The organism is Mesorhizobium sp. M4B.F.Ca.ET.089.01.1.1 (genome assembly GCF_004022605.1).
Taxonomy (GTDB): Bacteria; Pseudomonadota; Alphaproteobacteria; order Rhizobiales; family Rhizobiaceae; genus Mesorhizobium; species Mesorhizobium abyssinicae.
On the sequence record NZ_RZOS01000115.1, the window covers coordinates 1 to 14,242 of the forward strand.

Consider the following 14,242-nt stretch of genomic DNA (forward strand, 5'->3'; position numbering starts at 1 on the left):
GTGCCATCGGCGTACCAGACGGCGATGCCGTCGGTGAGCCTGTTCGCGGTCAGAACCTTCATTGTTCAACTCCTTCGGCCGTTGCGCTGGCCGTATCTTCATGCCTGTGTGCCGCGAGCGGCTCGGAACGTTCGAAATTGGCGCCGGCGACCGCGTCGCCGATGATGGTCATCACCGGGCCGGAGAGATCGGCGCGGGCCTCCAGCGAAGGCAGATCGGCCAGCGTGCCGTGGAAGCGCCGGCGGTTGCCGAGGCTGGCGTTCTCGACCACGGCGACCGCGGTGTCGGGCGACAGGCCCGCCTCGATCAGTCGGCCGGCGACTTCGGCCGCGACCGAGCGGCCCATATAGACGGCGACGGTGGCGCCGGAAATGGCGAGCTTGGCCCAGTCGGGCAGCGAATTGCCCTTAAGGTCATGGCCGGTCGTGAACACCAGCGAGGACGACACGCCGCGCAGCGTCAGCGGCAGTTCGAAATCGGCGGCGGCGGCGAAGGCCGCGGTGACGCCGGGAACCACCTCATAGGCGATGCCGGCATCGCGAAGTGCCGCCATTTCCTCGCCGGCGCGGCCGAACACCAGCGGGTCGCCCGACTTCAGCCGCACGACGCGCTTGCCCTCGCGGCCAAGCTCGACAAGCAGCGCGTTGATCTCTTCCTGGCTCTTGGAATGGCAGCCCTTGCGCTTGCCGACCGGCAGGCGTTCGGCATCGCGACGGCCCATGGCGACGATGGCTTCCGGCACCAGCGCGTCATGGACGATGACGTCGGCTTCCATCAGCAGGCGATGCGCCCTGAGCGTGAGCAGATCCTCGGCGCCCGGACCGGCGCCGACCAGCGCGATGTGGCCCGAGGCCGGCGCGTTGGAGACAAGCAGCTCGACGGCGGCATCATGCGCCCTCGCAAACTCGCCCGCCTCGACGGCTCGCGCCGGCGCGCCGGCGAAGAAATCGCGCCAGAAGCGGCGGCGACCGGTGCCCTTCGGCAGCCGCTCGGCGGCGCCCCGGAAGGACGCGGCAAGCGTAGCCAGCGCGCCGAGCGACGGCGACAGCATGCGATCGATGCGGCCGCGCAGCATCTGCGCAAGCACCGGGCCGGCGCCTTCGGTGCCGATGGCGATGGCGACCGGCGCGCGGTTGACCAGCGCCGGCGTGAAGAAATCGCAAAGCTCTGGCCGGTCGACCGCGTTGACCGGAATGCTCAAGCGGCGCGCATCCTCGGCAACGCGGCGGTCGAGCGCCTCGTCGCCGCTGGCGGCGAACACCATGGCCGCGCCTTCGAGATGCGCAGCCTCATAGGCGGCGGCGACATGGACAGCACCGGTCGCGGCAATGAAAGACAGCAGCTCGGCTTCGGCGGTTTGCGCTATGATGCGCAGCACCGCGCTCGACTGGCCGACGAGCCGCGCCTTGGCCAGCGCCGCCTCGCCGCCGCCGACAATGGCCACGGCTTCGCCCTCGACCCGCATGAAGACGGGGAAAGCGTTGAGCTTGGCATTGGCCTGCGGCATGGCGAGCAGATTCCTGAGCAATTTGGCAGTTTTACGCGCGGGCGTGAAAAACCAGAAGCAAAGCACTCGCGCATCCCGCGATGGCAGGCAATCGCTTTTTCGCAAGCGCGAAGAGCAGGAGAAAAAAATTCCACATCCGGGAGAGGATCGGATTGAAGCCGCTGTTGCGGGCCCTGATCTCAGGCGTTTTTAGCTGCAAATACTCCACGCTGCAAAACAGATTTTTCTAAATTCTACCAATTTAGTAGATTAAGGCCGCAAAGATCGTCGCGGGCTTGCACGCTACGTTGGATGAGCGCCACAACGATATCGGAACATTCCTGCTTGAGCGGGCGTTTGCCATACGGACCCGCCCCGGCCTGCCGGCCGCGAACGGTTCGCAACACAGCAAAAGCAGGAGGAGCCCGTATGAGCAATGTCACGCTGAAACATGGCCTTTGGATCGTGGTCGCCGATGGCGAAAAAGCGCTGTTCCTGCGCAATGAAGGCAACACCCGCAATCCGGACCTGCAGGTCGTGCAGGAGATGGAGCAGGAGAACCCCGCCACGCGCGAGCAGGGCAGCGACCGCCCCGGCCGCTACAATGACGGGCCGTCCATCCATCGCAGTGCGGTCGAGGACACCGACTGGCATCGTATCGGCAAGGAGCGCTTCGCCGACGACATTGCCGAACGGCTCTATGGGCTCGCCAATCGCGGCGCCTTCAAGGAGATCGTGCTGATCGCGCCGCCGCTGGTGCTGGGCGAAATGCGCCGGAAGCTCCACAAGCTTGTCGGCGACAGGGTGACGGTGGAAATTCCAAAGACGCTGACCAACCACACCATCCCTGAGATCGAAAGCCTGCTCCAGGCAGCCTGACGGCGCCCGCAAGCGCAATCCGCCCTTCGCCCGGCATTCGTGCGCCTTTGCCTTTCGATTTCACGGCTTTACGGGTTGCCTCGCGGCCATGGCTCCCCCCATATTGCAACGGGCGGCGGCCGCGGGGCGGCCCTATCGTGATTTTTTCGAAAGGCGCTCCATAGACAATGCCGCATGACACGCCCCTTATCGCCACCATCGTCGCCGGTCTGGGGCTGGCTTTCATCTTCGGCGCGCTCGCCAACCGTTTCCGCATCCCGCCGCTGGTCGGCTATCTCGTGGCCGGCGTCCTGGTCGGGCCGAACACGCCGGGCTTCGTCGCCGACGCAAGCCTGGCCACCGAGCTTGCCGAGATCGGCGTCATCCTGCTGATGTTCGGCGTCGGCCTGCATTTCTCGCTGAAGGACCTTCTCTCCGTCCGCGCCATCGCCGTGCCCGGCGCCATCGTCCAGATCGGCTTTGCCACGCTGCTCGGCGTCGGCCTTGCCTGGCTGCTCGGCTGGTCGGTGGGCGCCGGGCTGGTCTTCGGCCTGGCATTGTCCGTCGCCTCGACGGTGGTGCTGCTGCGCGCTTTGCAGGAACGGCGGCTGATCGAGACCGAACGCGGCCGTATCGCCGTCGGCTGGCTGATCGTCGAGGACCTTGCCATGGTGCTGGCGCTGGTGCTCTTGCCGGCGCTGGCCGGCGTGCTCGGCGGCGTGCCGCAGGCCGACGACCATGCCAGCCTGCTGGCGCTGCCGGCCAGCTACGGCATCTGGGGCGTCGTCGGCGTCACGCTGGCGAAGGTGGTGGCTTTCGTCGTCGTCATGCTGGTGGTCGGCCGCCGCGTCATCCCCTGGATCCTGCATTATGTCGCCCATACCGGGTCGCGCGAGCTGTTCCGGCTGGCGGTGCTGGCGATTGCGTTGGGCGTCGCCTTCGGGGCAGCGAAACTGTTCGGCGTATCGCTGGCGCTGGGCGCCTTCTTCGCCGGCATGATCATGAGCGAATCCGAGCTAAGCCATCGGGCAGCCGAGGAATCGCTGCCGCTGCGCGATGCCTTCTCGGTGCTGTTCTTCGTCTCGGTCGGCATGCTGTTCGACCCGTTCAGCCTGGTCAGCAATGGCTGGCCGATCCTGGCGACGCTGGCCATCATCGTCATCGGCAAGTCGCTGGCCGCCTTCGTCATCGTCCTCGCCTTCCGCTATCCGGTAGCGACAGCGCTGATGATCTCGGCCAGCCTTGCCCAGATCGGCGAATTTTCCTTCATCCTCGCCGAGCTCGGCGTCGGCCTGAAACTCCTGCCCGAACAGGGGCGCGACCTGATCCTCGCCGGCGCCATCCTGTCGATCCTGCTCAATCCGCTGATGTTCCTGGCCATCGACTGGATGACACCGTGGCTGGAGGCGCGCTCGGCCAAGGCATCGCCGCCGGAAGAGGCAAGGCCGATCGGCCCGGCGACCGAGCCCGGCCAGGTGGCTTCGGTGACGGCTTCACGGCAAAAGCAAGACGGCCCGCCGCCAAGAACCGCGCTTACCGGCCATTCCATCCTGATCGGCTACGGCCGTGTCGGCAGCCTCGTCGGCGCGGCGCTGAAACAGGCCGCCCTGCCCTTTCTGGTCATCGAGGACGCTGACAAGGCGCTGGCCAGGCTCAAGGCCGAAGGCATCGAGACCGTGTCGGGCAACGCCGCCAATGGCGAGGTCTTCGCCGCAGCCAATCCGGAGGCGGCAAAACGGCTGATCCTGGCCATCCCCAACGCTTTCGAGGCCGGCCAGGTCGTGCAGCGCGCCCGCGCCGCCAACCCCGGCATCAACGTCATAGCCCGCGCCCATTCCGATGCCGAGGTCGAGCATCTCAGGGGGCTCGGCGCCGACACCGTGATCATGGGCGAGCGCGAGATCGCGCGCGGCATCGTCGAGGTGGTGACGGGTACGGCATCCGCTGGGTTGGAAGAGGTCGCCCTCGCCCCGGAGATCAAACCGCAAGCCGTTTGAGTTGCGCGTCCACGCACCAGCCGGGTTGATCAAGCGACAAATGCGGAGCCTCCGTTTTGCGCGATATCGCTGAGATATTTTGCCGGCGGCTTGCCCAGCGCCTTCTTGAACATGGTGATAAACGCCGTGACGGATTCATAGCCGAGATCGCCCGAGACCTGCTGCACGCTGGCGCCTGAGGCGAGTTCGCGCAGCGCCACGATCAGGTGCAGCTGCTGGCGCCAACGCCCGAAGGTCAGCCCTGTTTCCTTCACGACGAGGCGCGCCAGGCTGCTCTCGCTAAGCGCCACGCGGCTTGCCCATTCCGCAAGCGTGCTGCGGTCGGCGGGATCATCCGCCAACGCCTCGGCGATCCGCCGCAAGCGCGGCTCGGCCGAAATCGGCAGGTGCAATTGCTGGACAGGCATGCGCGGCAGTTCGGCAAGCAGGATCCCTCCCAGGAAACCGCATCGTGCGTTCTCCGGCGCGCAATCCGACAGTTCGATGATCAGCTCGCGCAGCAGCGGCGAGATCGAAAGCGTGCAGCACCGGTCCGGTAGATCGGCGGCGCCCGGTTCGAGATAAACGAAGAAAATCCGCGCATTGGCGGTCGCGATGTTGCTGTGCTGCATGCCGCCCGGGATCCACACGGCGCAATGCGGCGGCACCATCCACAGACCGCTCGGAACCCGACAGGTGACGCCGCCTCCCAGCGCGAAGACGAGCTGCCCCTTGCGATGCCAGTGGTCGCGCACCTCGGCCCTGGTCTCCGGTACGTCGACGCGCACGGCGATTGCCGGCGCGTGGACGTCGTCGACATCGAAATCGAGCCATGGGTAGCGAAGAGGCTGTCTCATGATGACTACTTTTAGCGATCTTATGCCATTATAGCTAAATTCTTTGACCCTGAAAGTCGATAGGCTCCGGTTGCGCATGGCGATCGCGTTGACGCCGCGCGCCCATCGCCGGCTTGGTCCAGGAAGGTACAGCCCCATGCTCGCCCTCGTCATCGCTTCCGACAGCGCCACCGGGCTTAGGCTCGCCGATGTCGAGGACCCTCGGCCCTTGGCGAACGAGGCGCTCATCGCGGTCCACGCAACCTCGCTGAACCGGGGTGAGCTGCGCCTCCTCGCCATACGTCCGAATGGCTGGATACCCGGCCAGGACATCGTCGGGGTCGTCGAACGGGCAGCAGCCGATGGCACCGGGCCTGGCGTGGGGACCCGGGTCGCAGCTTTGGTCGACGAGCACGGCTGGGCCCAACGTGTCGCGGTTCCGACCGACCGTCTCGCCGTCCTGCCGGATGGCATCGGCTTCGGTTCCGCCGCCACGCTTCCGGTCGCCGGCACGACGGCGCTGAGAACGTTGCGCCATGGCGGTGACCTCGCCGGCCAGCAGGTTCTGATCACCGGCGCAAGCGGTGCGGTCGGTCGTTTCCAGATCCAGATCGCCCTGCGCCTCGGTGACGGCGATAGCCGCCGCCCGGCATGAAGAAGACCTGAGTGGGCTGGGAGCCGGGCGGGTCGTCGACTCGATCGCGCGGGCCGAGGGGCCGTTCTCGCTGATCACCGAGTCGGTCGGCGGCACAAGCCTTGCGCACGCGATCGAACGCGTCGCGCCTGGCGGCACGATCGTCATGTTCGGTTCAAGCAGCGGCGAACTGACGCCCGTCGGATTTCGCCAGTTCGTTCCAGGCCATGAAGGGGCGAGGCTTCAGACCTTCGCCTACTATACGTCCGGTCCAGCCATCGGCACCGACATCGCCACGCTGCTCGCTTTGGTCGCGGCTGGCCGGTTGGAAACCCGCGTCGCCTTGACTGTGCCGTGGACAGACATCGGCCAGGCGCTGGACGCCCTGCGGCAGCGCAGCTTCAGCGGCAAGGCAGTCCTCACCATGACCGGATGAGCAGTCCTGAGTCAGCCGCTCAGACGTGCTGACCGCCATTGATATGGATCTCCGAGCCGGTGACATAGGACGCCTGCCCGGAGCACAGGAAGAAGATGATATCGGCCACCTCCGCCGTGGCGCCGAGGCGCCTGAGCGGGATCGTCTCGACGATCTTGTCGGTGCCCGGCGACAGGATAGCGGTGTCGATCTCGCCCGGCGCGATGGCGTTGACGCGGATGCCGTGCGGGCCGAAATCATGCGCCATCTCGCGCGTCAGCGAACCAAGTGCCGCCTTCGATGTCGCATAGGCCGTGCCGGCGAACGGATGCACGCGGGTGCCCGCGATCGAGGTGACGTTGACGATCGAGCCCTTCGCCTGCGCCAGCTCCTTGAACAGGCCCCTGGCCAGCATGATCGGGGCGAAGAAATTGACCTGGAACACGTCACGCCAGACATGCATCGGCGTGTCGATCGAGTTCATCCGGCTGCCGTCCTTCAGCTTCGGCGAAATGCCGGCATTGTTGACCAGCGCGTTGAGCTGGCCGCCATGCGCCTCAAGACGGTGGCGGATTTCCGAGACGGCGATGCCGACATCCTCCTGGTCTGCGAGATCGACCTTGATGTGGTCCTCCGGCCCCGCAGGCCACGGACAGTCCTCGGCGAATGCCTGGCGCGAGCAGGTGATCACCCGCCAGCCTTCGCGCGAGAAGCGCTTGACCGTGGCATGGCCGATGCCCCGGCTGGCACCGGTCAGCACGATGGTTTTTCTGGTGTCGGTCTCGGCCATATCGCGGTCTCCGGCCGGACATGTAGCCGAAGGCGCAAGCCATGGCGAGAGGCGATGTTGCCGCTCAACCGCCGGTGAGGATGTCGAGGATCGAGGTCTGCCGCTTTTTCGTCGGGCCGCCGACATTGCCAGGCGGCACCGGATGGCCGACCGAGGCTGTCGTCCCGCCATCGCTCGGCATGTCGAACCCGTCGGCATCGACCGTCTCGGCCGGCCGGGACGGTCGCGCCTGGCGTGCGGGCGCCTGGGCGGACTGGGATTGACCGACCGCCGCCTGCGGCACCGGCGCCGGCTGGCCGGCATCGGCCGAGGGTATCTCGTCGGGCACGACTGTGTCGGACGGCGTCGACTTCCAGGTGCCCGGCAGCGGCCGCACCGGCACGCCTTCATGCGCCGCGACCATGAATTCGTGCCAGGCCTGCGCCGGCAGCGCGCCGCCGGTGACCTTCTTCATCGCGCTGCCGTCGTCATTGCCGAACCACACGCCGGTGGTCAGGTTGGCGGTGTAGCCGACGAACCAGGCGTCGCGCGAATTCTGGCTGGTGCCGGTCTTGCCGGCTGACGGCCAGGCGAAGGCCGCCTTCTTGGCGGTGCCGATCTCGACCGTGCCGGTCATCATCGAGTTCATCATGCCGACGATCTCTTGCTTGACGACACGCGGCGCGCTGCCGCCATTGTTGTCGTAGAGCACCTTGCCATCGGTCGTCGTCACGCGGCGGATGAAATGGATGTCCGGCTTGAAGCCGCCATTGGCGAACGGCACATAGGCCGAGGTCAGCTCCAGCGGCGTCACTTCCGACGTGCCGAGCGCGATCGAGGTGTTCGACTGCAGGTCGGACTGGATGCCCATGCGGTGCGCCGCTTCCACCACCGCGTCCGGCCCGACCTCCATGGTGAGCTGGGCGGCGACCGAGTTAAGCGATTTCGCCAGCGCCGTCGCCAGCGTCACCTTGCCGTAGTACTTGCCGCCGTAATTGTCGGGCGTCCATTTGCCGATCTTGATCGGCGCGTCGTTGCGCACGCTGTCCGGCGTGCGGCCGGCCTCGAGCGCTGCCATGTAGACAAAGGGCTTGAAGGCCGAGCCCGGCTGGCGGCGCGCTTCCGAGGCGCGGTCGAACTGGCTGGTCGAATAGTCGTAGCCGCCGACCATGGCGCGCACGGCGCCGGAATCGTCGATCGACACCAGCGCGCCCTGCGTCACGTTGAGCTTCTTGCCGCTCTCGTCGATCAGTCGCCGGATCGACTGTTCGGCAAGCTTCTGCAAGGTGAGATCGACCGTGGTGTCGACGACGATATCGCCGCGCACGTCGCCGATCAGGTCGGGCAGTTCGCCCATGACGGTGTCCGCGACATAGTTTTCCGAACCGGTCCAGTAGGACGGCGCGCGCGTCGCCGGCGCGCTCATCGCGCTCGTCAGTTCCTTGGCGCCGATCTTGCCGGAATCGCGCATGGCGGCGAGCACCAGTTGCGCGCGCTCCTCGGCCGCCTTCGGGTCGCGCGCCGGCGACAGCCGCGACGGCGCCTTGAGCAGGCCGGCCAGGAGCGCTGCTTCGGAGAGCGTCACGTCACGCGCGCTCTTGCCGAAATAGCGCCGCGAAGCCGCTTCGACGCCATAGGCGCCGGAGCCGAAATAGACCCGGTTGAGGTACATCTCGAGGATCTGGTCCTTGGTATGCTTGTGCTCCAGCCACAGCGCCAGGAGCACTTCCTGCACCTTGCGCTCCAGCGTGCGGTCGGGCGTCAGGAACAGATTCTTCGCCAGTTGCTGCGTCAGCGTCGAGCCGCCCTGCGAGAAGTGCCCGCCAAGCACATTGGTGACCATGGCGCGTGTCAGCCCGATCGGATCGATGCCGAAATGCGAATAGAAGCGACGGTCCTCGATGGCGACGACGGCCTCGGGGATGTAGGGCGACATCTCATGCAGGCCGACGGCCTCGCCGCCGCTCATGCCGCGATTGGCGATCAGCTGTCCGTCGACCGAGACGATCTTGATGTTGGGCGCGCGGTCGGGGATCGACCAGGTGGTCGCTGCCGGCATCTTGGCACCGTAATAGACGACGATGCCAGCCACCGCGATGCCGCCCCAGATGGCCAGCACGAAGCACCAGTAGGCCAGCCGGGCGAGAATGCCGAACAGGCCGCGCCGGCTGCGATCACGCCCGCGACGCGACGACTTCCTGGCCGGCTTGCGTCTGGCGGCGGATTTGCGACTGCCCGGCACGACGCGATCCTCCTCGCTCACCGAAAACCCGGCCGGGGATTTCGCCTGGGGCGGCCCGTCGAAGCTCGGTTCGATGCGACTGTCTCTGCGGTTCGCCATGCGCTTCGCTTAATGTCCCGGTGCTGATGGCGCTCGGGTGCAGACTAGATGCGGCGATTTAAGGGCGCGTTAAAGCAGGGTTTATGCACCCTTTTGAAATTCCTTACGATTTTCTAAATCCGCTACCGACTTCTTGTGCCAGAGATCAACTCGTCAAGATGAGCGGATTGCATGTTGCTCAGCCCGGCGAGTACGAACCGCGCACCGTCTCGCGCCAGCTTCTTGGGATCTCGATCAGGCCGTTCGTCCGCGTACTGGATGTGTGCGATCGTCACGTTTGCGATCAGGATGCGTATGAGCACCGGATCCGTGGCAACGAACTCGCCAGCCTCTATGCCCTGGCGGACAAGTTTCTCCAACGCGAGGTAGAGGGATTCGAGCTTGGCGGCCCAGTGCGCCAATTCCGGCGCACGCAATATATCGCTGCTGTAGAGTTCGGATAGCGAGAGCGGCAGGCTCAATAGCGTCTCGAGATCCCAGACCAGGTAGTCATGAAGCCTCGCTGCCGCCGATCCAGATGCGTTCGCTGTCCTTTCCGCGACGACCACCGCATTGTCGAGGCTGAGAGAAAACAGCGCCTCGAGTATCGCCTGCTTGTTTGCGAAATGGTGAAACAGCGATGGCTGCCTGATGCCTACCGCAGCCGCGATCTGTCGTGTCGAGGTGGCCTGATATCCGTGGCGGCGGAAGAGCGCGCTGGCTTCCATGAGGATTCGTCGCCGGGTGTCGTTTGGCGCGAACTGATCCCAGTTTTGATCACTTGCTCCGATAGTCCGGTCTGCCTTGCTCGCCATTCCTCGTTCCCGGCCGATCGACGCCCCAATGCAGGATATCGGATCGGCTGTAGTGACCCGTTACGTCGAGATCGTGTTTGAACGCTATGGTCTGCGCAAGGTCAAGGTCACAGATGACGGGCGCGTCGCCGAAGACCGGACCGACCAGGTATTCGCCGTCGGGCCCGATGACCCCCGATCCTCCGGGAAACGAAACGTCTCCCCCCGTCCCCTTTTCATAGGCCGCCCACAGGTCCGGCGGCACGGCCTCCACAGGAAGATACGTCGCGGCGCTTGCGACGAAGCAGCGCCCCTCGAAAGCGTAGTGCCGGGAAGCAAGCTGGTGCGCCGACGGCATGTCCGGCCAAAGGGCAACATGAATCTGCTCGTCCTCGGCGTGCAGGGCCTGGCGGATGATGGGATGGAAATGCTCCCAGCATACCATCGCGCCGACCCGCCCGGCCGCCGTTTCGTTCACACGCAGGCCGTCCGCATCGCCCGGCGTCCAGACCAGGCGTTCGGTGTGGGTTGGAGTAAGCTTGCGGTGAACGGACACGATCGATCCATCCGCGTCGATCGTAAGCGCGCTGTTGTAAAGCAGCGCGGCGCTCGGCCGAGCGCGCTCATTGAGGCCGATCACCACGCACACCCCATTGTCACGCGCGGCGTCGCAGAGGGCCTGCACGTGAGGGCCGGGAACGGTGGCGCTTGCGGCCACCAGCTTCTGGAACCAGTGCCGCGCCTCCGGATCGTTCCAGCCGGCTAACCCGAAAACCCAGGCTGGATAGCCGCCGAGCCAGGTCTCGGGAAACACAACGAGATCGGCGCCTTGTGCCGCTGCGGCCTCGATCTCCGCTTTCGCAGTGGCGATGCCCGCGTCGAGATCGAGAAGGTGCGGGGGCTTCTGGCTGATGTAAATGCGCGTCATGTCTCTTCTACCACCCCGTCAGCACGCGGACCGTGACCCAGACCCAGGCAAGAGCGAAAGTCGACAAGGCGGCGAAGTCGCCGACGCCTGCAACCTTGTATCGCTGCGGAAAATCCGGCCACCAGCCCATCGCACCCGTCGAGATGACGGTATAGAAGCCGGTGATCAGCAACACCAAAGACGCATAAGGGTCGACGACGCCTGTCGCCTCCGCGGCGAGGAAGATGCCGCCGAGCACCAAAGCGTCGACGTGGCCTTGCCGCAGCCGCGCGAAGTTTCTGATGTATGCCCAGCCTGCCGGGCGCTCGAGCGACAGATACATGAGGATGCCGGAGCAGCCCCCCATCGACAGCAGCAGCAGGCCGCCTTTGCCCAGAATGCTCATTTCTATTCCGCACCCAGGTTCTTGCGACGCCACGCGCCGATGTAGATGACAGCCAGCGCGGCAACGACCGCGAAGACCCAGATCGCCGCCCAAACCTGCCAAACCGGAGCATTTGGCGGCGCCAGTTCGACGCGCGGCCATGCTATGTTGATGGTCTCGAACAGCAGCCAGACCAAGGCGGCGACGTTGACCGGCGTGCCGAGCGCGCCGAGACGCAACGAGCCCTCGGGGCGCCACTTGCCGCTGAGGCGGGCGTAGAGCGCCGCCGCCACGACCAGCAGGAACGTTATATAGAGGCCTGCGGTGCCGAAGCTGATCATCGTTCCGACAGCCCCTTCGTTGAAGCCGAGAAGCAGGCAGGCCGAGGCGATGAGCGTCATGGTCGTCATGGCGACCAGCGGAACCTTTCTGCCTTCGCTGACCGAAGCCAACTTGCGGGAGAACGGAAGCACGCCATCCCGGGCGAGACTGAAGATGACGCGGCCAAGATAGGCTTGCATGGAAATGCAGCAGGCGAAAAAGGTGATCGCCACCACCGCCAGAAACGGCATTCGCGACCAATCACCCAGCGAGGCGACCACCGTCGCCGTGACCGGATCCATTTCAGAGCCCGAGATCACCGCCTGGAGGTCACCGGTCGCCAGGATGACGGCAACGGCGACCAAAACCACTGCGATGCCAACGACCACCGTGGCGGCAAGGATGGCACGCGGAACGTTCGCGCCCGCGCCGGTGGTCTCTTCGGCGACCGACGCGCTCGCATCGAAGCCGACGAAGGCCCAACCGCAGACGGCGAGCGTGGCAAGCGCTGCTCCGAGCGAGGTCGGAGCCCCCATCGAACTGAAGAGGACGGTGGCATCGTGGGTTCGGAAGAACACCAGCAGCATCGAGCCGATGAGCATCGAAGCGATTATCTCGGCTGCGATGCCGAAGTTTACCGCCACGCGAACGACCTGGACGCCGCCGGCATTGACCAGCAGGGAAGCGAGCAGAACGCAGAACGAAAGCAGCATGTGCCCGCCCGGCGAGGGCTGAAGACCGAGCAGCTGCGCGAACCACGGCGCCGCAAGGAACGCCGCGGTGGCGAGCGCCGCCGACACGGCAACGAGGTATATGAGGCCTGTGAAGATGCCCGCGTCCGGCCCGATCAGCCGGCGCACCCACTGATAGGGCCCTCCTGCAATCGGGAACTCGGATGCGAGTTCCGAATAGACCACTGCCACCAGCACCTGGCCGACCAGGGACAGTACCAGCAGCCACACCCACACCGGCCCGGACAGGTTCATCCCGAGCCCGAAGATCGCATAGAGACCGACCACCGGTGCGACGGTGGCAACGCCGATAGAAAATGTCGAAAAGACGCCGAGTCCGCGCCGGAGCTGCTGTCGATAACCCAGCTCCTGCAACCGTGAAGCGTCCGAGCTCACTCGATCCAAAATCCCCTCCCTATCAATCGATAGTCTACCTATCATATGATAGGCTTGGATTGTTTTGTCAATCGGCTCACGACTCGCGAGGTCGCGATGCTTGCTTGCAGCAGCTCTTCTCAAGTCCGGTGAGGTACAGGGGCGCTTTCGCGGCTGGCCATCGACGCACTACGCCCAATGGATCCGGAGGACCTGTTGCGGCGGCCTTGATCTTAGGGGCGGGTCAAGTGGGATAAATTTGAAAACGATTGATAATCAAATAGTTGCTGAGGGTCCGGCTTGGCGCTCGTCGCGGGCCGCGGTTCGTCCTGTTATCCGCCGCGCGTTGGCGGCGCGTTGCACGTTCAAACCGGCGAACGACGCCCTGCCCCGGCTGGGCAAACCGGCCGGAGCAGGAGCACGCCGCTAGCCCCTAAAGCCTGAACCAGATCCAGACGCGCCGGCGATGGCAGCGTCTGCGCAGCCGGCCATGCCGCCAGTAGGTGCGGCAGTAACGTCTCCAGGCACGCCGCCTTCTCCGCCGATGCCACCGATGCCAATGGCGATGCGAGACGGTCTGCACCTCCGCTTCGCTGCCATCGTCCTCCCAGGCCTGCTTGTCCTGCGCCTCGAGCTCATCGAGGATACCGCTTCTGGCGTCCGGAATGCCGGCCACGGCGCTGATGGGCCGAACCGCGCTGACAATTGCGGCCGCCCCCGCCACGCCCAGCATTCCCGTCAAGAATAATCGGCGATCCATGAAAACCTCCCAATCTGCCAATCAGTGAACCGAGGTCCACAAAAGGGAAGTAGCGCGGCGGTTGCAAAAGCCCAGGGGGTTCGCGCTGCGCCCAGAGAAGCGCCGCGACAGCCGAGGGGTGACAATGGAAATGGGGACCGGGGCCGCCTCGCCGGAAACCCGAGAGGCGGCCCGACGAAAGCCGATGCGGCCGGTCAATCCGTCGGCGCCGGCTGCGCCGATCCGATCAATTCTGCTGGATCGAAATGCCCTTGTCGTCGATCTTGAGCTCGACGCCCTTCGGCCGCGTTTGCTCGCGGTAGACATAGACGCCGAGCGCGATGACCACGACCAGCAGCGCGCCGATGATCAGATAGAGTGTGTTCTGCTTCATGGCGCGCCCCTGGTGCCCACGCCAGGCATCAAGCCCGCTTCACCAGCTTGAGCAGCACCAGCAGGATCACCGCGCCGATGGTGGCGTGGATGATCGCGGCAAGCACGCCGCCGCCTACGGCGAACCCCAGCCTCGGGAACAGCCAGCCGGCGATCAGGGCGCCGACGATGCCGACGACGATGTTGCCGATCAGACCGAAGCCGAAGCCCTTGACGATGAGGCCGGCGAGCCAGCCGGCGATGGCGCCGATGATGATGAAGACGAGAAGGCTTTCGATACCCATTGAGCTTTCCTCTGAGCAG

The 14,242-nt window shown here is 65.5% G+C and carries 15 protein-coding genes and 1 pseudogene; 4 read left to right on the forward strand and 12 right to left on the reverse strand.

Annotated elements, in window-relative coordinates; genetic code table 11:
- Positions 1-62: DUF2849 domain-containing protein (locus EN780_RS13610; protein ID WP_128274258.1), on the reverse strand; the 62-nt coding region annotated here is incomplete at its 3' end.
- A complete protein-coding gene (gene cysG / locus EN780_RS13615) occupies positions 59-1,507 on the reverse strand; it encodes a siroheme synthase CysG (protein ID WP_128274251.1) in 1,449 nt (482 codons plus the stop codon). The genes EN780_RS13610 and cysG, both read right to left, overlap by 4 nt.
- On the opposite strand from cysG, the gene EN780_RS13620 reads away from it, so the two are divergent.
- The 3 genes from EN780_RS13620 (at position 1,506) to EN780_RS13630 (ending at position 4,341) form a co-directional block, all read left to right on the forward strand.
- A complete protein-coding gene (locus tag EN780_RS13620) occupies positions 1,506-1,700 on the forward strand; it encodes a hypothetical protein (RefSeq protein ID WP_127282386.1) in 195 nt (64 codons plus the stop codon). The genes cysG and EN780_RS13620 overlap by 2 nt on opposite strands.
- 215 nt (positions 1,701-1,915) lie before the next feature.
- Positions 1,916-2,365: a host attachment family protein gene (locus tag EN780_RS13625; RefSeq protein ID WP_127393122.1), complete on the forward strand. Its 450-nt coding sequence runs from the start codon at positions 1,916-1,918 to the stop codon at positions 2,363-2,365.
- 167 nt (positions 2,366-2,532) lie between these two features.
- A complete protein-coding gene (locus tag EN780_RS13630) occupies positions 2,533-4,341 on the forward strand; it encodes a cation:proton antiporter (RefSeq protein ID WP_127393123.1) in 1,809 nt (602 codons plus the stop codon).
- Positions 4,342-4,370: 29 nt separating this feature from the next.
- Here EN780_RS13630 and EN780_RS13635 read toward each other — a convergent pair whose 3' ends face one another.
- The gene (locus EN780_RS13635; RefSeq protein ID WP_128274253.1) at positions 4,371-5,177 is read right to left on the reverse strand and encodes a helix-turn-helix transcriptional regulator; all 807 of its coding nucleotides are present in this window, start codon (positions 5,175-5,177) and stop codon (positions 4,371-4,373) included.
- 136 nt (positions 5,178-5,313) lie between these two features.
- On the opposite strand from EN780_RS13635, the pseudogene EN780_RS41560 reads away from it, so the two are divergent.
- Positions 5,314-6,226, forward strand: a pseudogene (locus tag EN780_RS41560) (zinc-binding dehydrogenase).
- 19 nt (positions 6,227-6,245) lie between these two features.
- Here the strand turns inward: EN780_RS41560 and EN780_RS13645 are convergent.
- From EN780_RS13645 to EN780_RS13685, 9 genes are all read right to left on the reverse strand, one after another.
- A complete protein-coding gene (locus EN780_RS13645; protein WP_126058269.1) occupies positions 6,246-6,995 on the reverse strand; it encodes an SDR family oxidoreductase in 750 nt (249 codons plus the stop codon).
- A 64-nt stretch (positions 6,996-7,059) separates the two neighbouring features.
- Entirely contained in the window at positions 7,060-9,315 is a 2,256-nt protein-coding gene (locus EN780_RS13650) for a transglycosylase domain-containing protein (protein WP_128274255.1), read from the reverse strand.
- 122 nt (positions 9,316-9,437) lie between these two features.
- Positions 9,438-10,109 carry a TetR/AcrR family transcriptional regulator gene (locus EN780_RS13655; RefSeq protein ID WP_127282382.1) on the reverse strand — a complete coding sequence of 224 codons (672 nt, stop codon included), beginning with the start codon at positions 10,107-10,109 and terminating at the stop codon, positions 9,438-9,440.
- Positions 10,072-11,016 carry a carbon-nitrogen hydrolase family protein gene (locus tag EN780_RS13660; RefSeq protein ID WP_127282381.1) on the reverse strand — a complete coding sequence of 315 codons (945 nt, stop codon included), beginning with the start codon at positions 11,014-11,016 and terminating at the stop codon, positions 10,072-10,074. Before EN780_RS13660 ends, EN780_RS13655 begins: the two co-directional genes overlap by 38 nt.
- Positions 11,017-11,023: 7 nt before the next feature.
- On the reverse strand, positions 11,024-11,401 hold the full coding sequence (locus EN780_RS13665) for a hypothetical protein (RefSeq protein ID WP_127282380.1): 378 nt from the start codon (positions 11,399-11,401) through the stop codon (positions 11,024-11,026).
- Between the two features lie 2 nt (positions 11,402-11,403).
- A complete protein-coding gene (locus EN780_RS13670; protein ID WP_245499955.1) occupies positions 11,404-12,828 on the reverse strand; it encodes an APC family permease in 1,425 nt (474 codons plus the stop codon).
- 412 nt (positions 12,829-13,240) lie between these two features.
- Entirely contained in the window at positions 13,241-13,567 is a 327-nt protein-coding gene (locus EN780_RS13675; protein ID WP_127282379.1) for a protamine-2 (modular protein), read from the reverse strand.
- 226 nt (positions 13,568-13,793) lie between these two features.
- The gene (locus EN780_RS13680; protein ID WP_127282378.1) at positions 13,794-13,940 is read right to left on the reverse strand and encodes a hypothetical protein; all 147 of its coding nucleotides are present in this window, start codon (positions 13,938-13,940) and stop codon (positions 13,794-13,796) included.
- Between the two features lie 28 nt (positions 13,941-13,968).
- On the reverse strand, positions 13,969-14,223 hold the full coding sequence (locus EN780_RS13685; protein WP_127282377.1) for a GlsB/YeaQ/YmgE family stress response membrane protein: 255 nt from the start codon (positions 14,221-14,223) through the stop codon (positions 13,969-13,971).
- Positions 14,224-14,242: the final 19 nt, after the last annotated feature.

Coding starts and splice junctions, on each gene's coding strand:
- EN780_RS13620 (WP_127282386.1), top strand. CDS start 1,506: ATGGCGAGCAGATTCCTGAGCAATTTGGCAGTTTTACGCGCGGGCGTG.
- cysG (WP_128274251.1), bottom strand. CDS start 1,507: ATGCCGCAGGCCAATGCCAAGCTCAACGCTTTCCCCGTCTTCATGCGG.
- EN780_RS13625 (WP_127393122.1), top strand. CDS start 1,916: ATGAGCAATGTCACGCTGAAACATGGCCTTTGGATCGTGGTCGCCGAT.
- EN780_RS13630 (WP_127393123.1), top strand. CDS start 2,533: ATGCCGCATGACACGCCCCTTATCGCCACCATCGTCGCCGGTCTGGGG.
- EN780_RS13635 (WP_128274253.1), bottom strand. CDS start 5,177: ATGAGACAGCCTCTTCGCTACCCATGGCTCGATTTCGATGTCGACGAC.
- EN780_RS13645 (WP_126058269.1), bottom strand. CDS start 6,995: ATGGCCGAGACCGACACCAGAAAAACCATCGTGCTGACCGGTGCCAGC.
- EN780_RS13650 (WP_128274255.1), bottom strand. CDS start 9,315: ATGGCGAACCGCAGAGACAGTCGCATCGAACCGAGCTTCGACGGGCCG.
- EN780_RS13655 (WP_127282382.1), bottom strand. CDS start 10,109: ATGGCGAGCAAGGCAGACCGGACTATCGGAGCAAGTGATCAAAACTGG.
- EN780_RS13660 (WP_127282381.1), bottom strand. CDS start 11,016: ATGACGCGCATTTACATCAGCCAGAAGCCCCCGCACCTTCTCGATCTC.
- EN780_RS13665 (WP_127282380.1), bottom strand. CDS start 11,401: ATGAGCATTCTGGGCAAAGGCGGCCTGCTGCTGCTGTCGATGGGGGGC.
- EN780_RS13675 (WP_127282379.1), bottom strand. CDS start 13,567: ATGGATCGCCGATTATTCTTGACGGGAATGCTGGGCGTGGCGGGGGCG.
- EN780_RS13680 (WP_127282378.1), bottom strand. CDS start 13,940: ATGAAGCAGAACACACTCTATCTGATCATCGGCGCGCTGCTGGTCGTG.
- EN780_RS13685 (WP_127282377.1), bottom strand. CDS start 14,223: ATGGGTATCGAAAGCCTTCTCGTCTTCATCATCATCGGCGCCATCGCC.